We start from the raw sequence: 6,307 nt of genomic DNA, 5'->3' as shown, positions 1-6,307 counted from the left end.
TATTTGCGCCGCTTATCCGGCGTCTTCTTGCTCTTTTCTGCGCTCATGACTCAGGAAATATACGTCCTGCTTCTGTGCGCCTAGTCTAGACCACCTCAACAAGCACGCGACAAAAAGCAGGCCCTCAAAGAATTAATCGAACTGGACTACACCAATGACCGAGCCGTCGAAGCGTTTCTGACCCAAACCCACTACTACCCCCAGCCGCTGGATAAGGCGCACGTGCTCGCGGCCTATGAGCAAAGCCGTCCGGTCGTCACGCGCTTCTGGCCGGCCCCCGACGCCAACGGCTTGCTGGACGCCTCGGTGCGCGAAATCCGCGTGGAATTTTCCGTCCCGATGGACCCCGGCGGCCACAGCACGGATTATGGCTCCGGTGGGAAAGCCGCGTTCCCGGTCGTCAAACAGCCGGGCTTCGGTTCTGACAAACGAATCTATACCTACCAAGTGGCGCTGCAGCCAGGCCACCCCTATTCCTTTGTGCTAAATGGAGGGGGCTTCCAGGACGCAAACGGCTACCCTTTGAAGCCGTACGAGGTAAAATTTCGCACGCGGGAGTAGGCAAGCAAATCAGCTAATCCCCGGTTTCGGGTCATCTGGTAGCCAACTTGAATTTTTTACATGGTGGCATCGACGGTTCCAACCCATAAAATAGCAGGCAGAGGCCGCTTGTCACATTTCTTAAACGAGGACGGAAAAACGTGACAAGCGGCCTCTGCCTGCTATTTTATGGGTTGGAACCGTCGTTTACAAGAGGTAAAAAGCCGGGGGCTGTTTAAATCACCGTTTTTCTAAACGGAAACTAACTGCTTACATGTGCCAAAGTCGGTGCCCTTAATCTTGCTGGTAATATCCAGGCGGTAACTTTCCGGGGGGTCTGGGAAGGGTACTGCTTCTACCCGTTACCTTCTGTTGTATTGTATGCGCTTCCTTGCAGGAATCCTTTTCTGGCTGAGCGGTTCGGTGGTTCAAGCCCAAAACTTCCATTTTGCGGCCAACCAAGCCATCAAAGCGCCCGAAGCCGTGCTGCGGCCAATCCGCCAATACATCGCGGTCCGCGATGGTACGCCCTTGGGGCCAATCGGCCATCAATACCCGTACTTGCCCGTCTATAAGGTGCTCGCCCCGAAAGAGAAGCAGTTCGCCGATGGGGTGTATTGCTTTATGGAGAGCGCTCACTCTTCCGGGCAATTGTTTATCTATCGCAAAGGGAACACCACCATTCTGCGGAACGAGTCCACCCTTGCACTCTTAACGGATTACACCAACTACCTGAAGCAACATTCACTCCCCGAAACCACCCAACTGGCTTACTTGACGGCCGTTACCGCTTTTGCCAACTACTATTATGGGGACCAGAAAGAGTTAGTTAAAGCGGGTGCACTTATGAAGTTGAAGTAAAGAATCGATCTCAACGCTCGTTTTTTTATTCGGACCGTTTACGTAAACACTCATCCAGTTTATTGCCAGTTACGGGATGGTGTAATACCCGCAGAACTGGTAACCGCGGGCCGTTTTGACAAAGTTGAAGGATTTCTGCAGCCCCTGCGACTTGGTCGACGGGTCGATGTCGAGCACTAACACTAACACTTCTTCCACGTGCGCCGCCTCCGCCTGGGCAGCGGGAATCACGCACGGGTCCACAAACAAGCCTTTGTTGTGGTCGTTATTGCCGAAGACCAGTTTGCCTGAAAGTAAGAGCCGTGCCTTGGTGTGGGGCGTGAAAATCAGGCGCGCGTCCTTCCGCCAAAAGGTTGTGGCCGGAACCCTGCCGCTCGGACCGGTGCAGTCCGCGCACTGGATGCACGCGGTCGACAAGCGATACAGCGCCGGGCGGTCATTCGTCTGAACCGCCTTCGCAAAGGCCTGCCACGCCCACAGCAGTTCCGGACTCGGTGCCCGTGCCGTCGGGGGAAAGCTGGGGGATTCGGACCGCCCGGTGGCCCCACCAAGCACCATAGAGGACAAGAGGGCCACCACACAACGCGAACGAACCATGAGAACAGAAGAAGGTAATAGGGGCTGCCATCCCATAAAAGCGGTAGGATAAATGTACCCTCCTTTGATTGAACGGGCCCTCTTCCTGGTCAGGAAGGTTAAGCGGCTTCGAGAATGAAGTCGGCGGGAATGCCCAAGCGCTTGTAGAGCCGCTTGGCCAGGTCCAGGTTGATGCGCCGGCCCTGCAGCACGTCGCTCAGGCGCGAAGCGGGGATGCCGAGCAGGGCCGCCAGGTTTTTCTTGTTGAGCTTGCGCCGGTACATCTCCAGCTCCAGGCGGCCCACCAATGTCTGCGGCGCGGGCAGTTCGTAGCCCTGCCCCTTCTCGTAGGCGCCGATGGCGTCGCGCAGCGCCCGCATGGGCGCCAGGTCGGCGGGTTCGTTATTCAGCCAGGCCGTGAACTGGTCCAGGGCCTGCTGGTAATCGGCTGCGGTGCGAATGTCCATGGGAATCGGCTTATGAAACGTGAGGGAAGGAACGGGTACTCAAACGGTGTCGGCATCGATGTTGTCGTACTGCTGGTGCGTGCCGACAAAGCGGATGAACACGGTGCGGGTGGCGAAGTGCAGCCGGGCCACCAGGCGGTAGCGGTTGCCCCGGACGTTGAACACGTAGCGCCCGTCGCGGGTGTACTCGGCCGTGTTGTAGGCCTGAATCACGTCCGCGTGCCGGGCCCAGTCGCTTTCCTGCACGAAGGCGCACCAGGCACTCAGCGCCTCTTTTGCGTCGGGGTGCTGCTCCCAAAACGCCCGCAGCGGCTTCTGGGAAATGATGACCATTGCCCAAAGGCACCGCTTGGAATTCTACTATTGATAAGTTTATCCTAAAATCTGTAATTGCAATGCTGTATGAATGGTTCGCTTGCAATGCCCTTTACTTTGCACAGCGTGCGTTCACCTTGCCACCGTTTCGCTGAACGTGAGTAGGTGCTATAGGCCGAAGAAATAGGTGCCACCAGCGTGCACCAGGAGCAAGAAGGCGAAGGTTGCGCCGAGCGTGTATAATGAGTAGCGCGTCGCGCGGTAGGTCCGCACGTCCTGCCATAGGGAAGCCGCACCGGGCGCTAGCCGGCTCACATACGTGCCGGCCAGCGTGTCCCCCAAGCGGGTGCGTCGGCCCAGTAGGAGGACCAGCACTTCCACTGGCCATAACAAAGCGGTTACGTTCCGCAAAAAGCAACGCAGTTCGTTGGCGGGTTGCCCGGCCGCGTCGACCACTTGCAGCTGGAGCAGGCGCTTGGCTGGGCTGCGTGCCTTCAGGAAGTCCTTGTTGAGGTAGACAGCCATCAGCAGCCCAAAGGCCCACGGTTCGTGGTCTTTACTCGACCACCTCAAACACCGCACGAATTTGTCTGTGCGCAGTGGCAAAACAACCCGACGATCTTTACCCGGGACCCGCCCCGCTGCACGCTGGGACCATACACCTAGTCTATTTTTTGCACCCGGCCCCGGCGCACCACCTGGCCGCCGGCTTCTACCGTGAGCACGTAGCTACCGGCTGGGTACGGCTGCAAATCAAGCGACAGGCCAGGGGTAAGGGCGCTGCGCAGGGCCTCGGCACGTAATACCTGGCCCAGGCTATTCGTCAGGTACCAGTGGTCAGCGCCAGCCAGGGAAACCTGCCCAACCACGGTGGCCCGGCCGGCGGTTGGGTTGGGGTAGAGGCTGAGCGGAACCAGCGCAGGCATTGCCTGCACCACCACTACCGGGCCATAGGCAAACGTGCCGTCGGTGTCGAGTTGCTTGAGGCGGTAGTACCCGCTGGTGCGCAGCGGCGCCGCGTCAAGGTACTGGTAGGCGTGCGCCGCGGACGTAGTACCTGCACCCCCGACGAAAGCCAACGGCGTAAAATCTGCTCCATTGGCCGAGCGCTGCACCTCGAAGCCGGCGTTGTGCTGCTCGCTGGCCGTGGCCCAGTTCACCCGTACCCCCGTGCTTTGCGCCACCGCGCGGAAACGGGTGAGCGTGACGGGCAGCGGCGGCGGGGCGGCACTTACTTCAAATTCGTAGAGCGAGTAGCCATTGCTTGCAGTAGTGGTGCCGCGCTTCGTGCCGTTCATCCGCACGTAGCGGCCCGCGACGGGCGAAGTAAACCGGTACTCGTTGAAGTGAAAGGAGTTGTTGACCGCCGTGCCTACCGTCGTCCACGTTGCCGCGTCGTCCGAAACATCAATGGTGAAGTCTCCTCCGTACGCTTGCTCCCACACTAGGAACACCCGCGAAATGGCCACTGTCCGCTGCAAGTCTACGTAAATGAACGCGTTGTCCAGGTTTGCTGTGCTGGCCCAGCGGGTGAGGCGGTCATTGTCGAAGGCGTAATTTTCCGTGAGTGTACCCTGGGTAGTAGAAGCGACGCCCGTCTTGCCGATGGCCTGGTTCACTAAGTTGTTGGAAGTGGCAAATACTTCAAACTCAAACAGCGAATAGCTATACGGCGTGGCGCGGGCGGTGCCGCGCATCCGCACGTAGCGGCCGCTGGCCCCGAGGTGGGCATATTCGTTGGAAGTTGAGGTATTGCCCGTCACCGGCATAACGGTTTGCCAGTTCGTGCCGTCGTTGGATACGTCTAGGGTAAAATCCTTGCCCAAAGCCGCTTCCCACGTCAGCCGGATATCGTCAATCGGCTGCACCGAGCCCAGGTCAATGCTAATGGTTTGCGGGTCGCTGTGGGCACTCTCCCAGCGGGTGGTGCCGTCGCCATCGACCGCGTTGGAAGCCGCTTGCAGGTCGTTCACATCGCCGGTAGCCACTTTGCCCAGTGCCAGGTTGGGATTAGGGTCGTAGGCGTACACCTCAAATTCGTACAGCGAATAGCCATACCCCGTGCCCCGAGCCGTGCCGTACAGGCGAATGTAACGCCCACTCTGCCGGAAAGCACAGTCATTTAAGAGGGAAGAATTCCCTTGCGTATCCTGCACCGTCACCCAAGTGCCGTCCACCACGTTGGTCCAGTTGGCATCGCTGGGAGCCGTCGTTTCGGACGAAACAGCCAAGGTAAAATCCTTGCCATAAGCCCCTTCCCAACGCAGCCGAACGTGCGCAATGTCCTGCACTGCGCCCAGGTCCACGATAATATATTGCGGGTCGCTGGAACTACTCTCCCAACGCGAATTCTTGTCGCCATCGAAGGCAGCGTGCGCCGTTCTTTCCGCCTGCGTAGTTGAAGAAGCTATGGCTGCTTTTTTCAGGGCCAGGTTCTGAGCCAGTAGCGAGTGGCTGATCAACAGCAGCAAGGTTAGCAGCCAGCTCATCCGCGGCACCAGGTAGGCTATCATATCAAAACGGAAAGTATTATGATGAATGATTGAACAGACCACAAAGATACCCTTCTTTTATATGTCCATCTTTTGGCCAGAGCCAGCCGCCCACCATCTCTCGCCCAACACCTCTTATTTTTTGCTTAATAGCCTCCGCACTCGCCTCTAGAACGCCTTGTCCCTGAACTTGCGGTGGCACGCGCTACTCCGTCAAAGGAACGCTAGCTGATCCAGGTTAACGAAAGGAAGCGCAGGAAATGCCTTCTATGTTGGAAGGTTTACGTATTTTATTGTCAGGTGTTTAATCAGCAAAGGCTACTTAGGGATGGCTATTTTAACGCGGCGCCACTTCGGCGCGGGCTGCCCCTGTAAAGTCTTGGCCCAAGAACATGCGTGCCTTCCGCGTTAAGCGGTAGGCTTTCGGCACTCAGGAGTTAAGGCCCCGCGCAGCCCTTAGCAACGGGCACGAACACCCCCGTGATTTTAATTAAAAAAGTACTACTTAATCTCACGTAGTTCTTTTCCTTGTTAAACTAACCAGGGGCCACCCTGGCACTGGCTTTAAGCTCGGCTGGAACTGGTGGACCATCCAGCTGTTTCTGGCCCTTGCAGCAGAAGCTTTTGGCTTCTCTAACTACTAGAAAGTGTTAACAGTGAATATTAGCTTGGGGCATGGAAACAATGCTCACCGACGCGCAATGAGCGCGGTTGGCCCCATTGTTGCCGGGCCGGGAAGGCACGAGCAGGGGCCGCGGGCGCGACAACCACCGCTTTGTGGAAGCCGTGCGCTGGCTGGCGCGCAACGGGGCGCGGTGGCGGGCCCTGCCGCCGGAGCGCGGCAACCGGCACACCGCGTACCCGCGCTTCCAACGCTGGGCCGCCTCGGGCGCCTGGCAACGCGTGTTCGAAGCCGTGCAAGACGAAGCCGCCTGGCCCAGGCTTTTAACCGATTCCACCACGGGGCGGGTACACCACTCGCCAGCGGGGCGCGCAAAAAAAACGGCCCGCCAGCCCTGGGCCGTCGCTGCGGCGGGCGACCAGCAAGCTGCACCT

General features: G+C 58.4%; 8 protein-coding genes. 3 read left to right on the top strand and 5 right to left on the bottom strand.

Annotation, left to right across the window (positions count from 1 at the left end; translation table 11 throughout):
• Window positions 1–222 precede the first annotated feature (222 nt).
• Together BEN49_RS25580 and BEN49_RS09560 are read left to right on the top strand one after the other, a co-directional pair.
• On the top strand, window positions 223–561 hold the full coding sequence (locus BEN49_RS25580) for an Ig-like domain-containing domain (protein ID WP_158022812.1): 339 nt from the start codon (window positions 223–225) through the stop codon (window positions 559–561).
• A gap of 360 nt (window positions 562–921) precedes the next feature.
• A complete protein-coding gene (locus BEN49_RS09560) occupies window positions 922–1,401 on the top strand; it encodes a hypothetical protein (protein ID WP_070742798.1) in 480 nt (159 codons plus the stop codon).
• A 69-nt stretch (window positions 1,402–1,470) separates the two neighbouring features.
• Here BEN49_RS09560 and BEN49_RS09555 read toward each other — a convergent pair whose 3' ends face one another.
• The 5 genes from BEN49_RS09555 to BEN49_RS09535 all read right to left on the bottom strand — a co-directional run bounded on the left by BEN49_RS09555 (window position 1,471) and on the right by BEN49_RS09535 (window position 5,272).
• Window positions 1,471–1,998, bottom strand: a complete 528-nt coding sequence (locus tag BEN49_RS09555; RefSeq protein ID WP_125916680.1) for a hypothetical protein — start codon at window positions 1,996–1,998, stop codon at window positions 1,471–1,473.
• 98 nt (window positions 1,999–2,096) lie between these two features.
• Complete coding sequence (locus tag BEN49_RS09550; RefSeq protein ID WP_070742796.1) at window positions 2,097–2,444, bottom strand: helix-turn-helix domain-containing protein; 348 nt, start codon at window positions 2,442–2,444, stop codon at window positions 2,097–2,099.
• A gap of 39 nt (window positions 2,445–2,483) precedes the next feature.
• Entirely contained in the window at window positions 2,484–2,777 is a 294-nt protein-coding gene (locus BEN49_RS09545; RefSeq protein WP_070742795.1) for a type II toxin-antitoxin system HigB family toxin, read from the bottom strand.
• A 150-nt stretch (window positions 2,778–2,927) separates the two neighbouring features.
• Window positions 2,928–3,284: an RDD family protein gene (locus BEN49_RS09540; protein WP_125916678.1), complete on the bottom strand. Its 357-nt coding sequence runs from the start codon at window positions 3,282–3,284 to the stop codon at window positions 2,928–2,930.
• A 137-nt stretch (window positions 3,285–3,421) separates the two neighbouring features.
• The gene (locus tag BEN49_RS09535) at window positions 3,422–5,272 is read right to left on the bottom strand and encodes a discoidin domain-containing protein (protein ID WP_070742793.1); all 1,851 of its coding nucleotides are present in this window, start codon (window positions 5,270–5,272) and stop codon (window positions 3,422–3,424) included.
• A gap of 690 nt (window positions 5,273–5,962) precedes the next feature.
• Here BEN49_RS09535 and BEN49_RS26745 point away from each other — a divergent pair.
• A partial coding sequence (locus tag BEN49_RS26745) for a transposase (protein WP_141765637.1) occupies window positions 5,963–6,307 on the top strand: 345 nt, incomplete at its 3' end.

Source organism: Hymenobacter coccineus (assembly GCF_001816125.1).
Classification (GTDB): domain Bacteria; phylum Bacteroidota; class Bacteroidia; order Cytophagales; family Hymenobacteraceae; genus Hymenobacter; species Hymenobacter coccineus.
The sequence above is the reverse complement of the archived record's forward strand: the minus strand, read 5'-3'. Positions and strand labels throughout refer to the sequence as shown.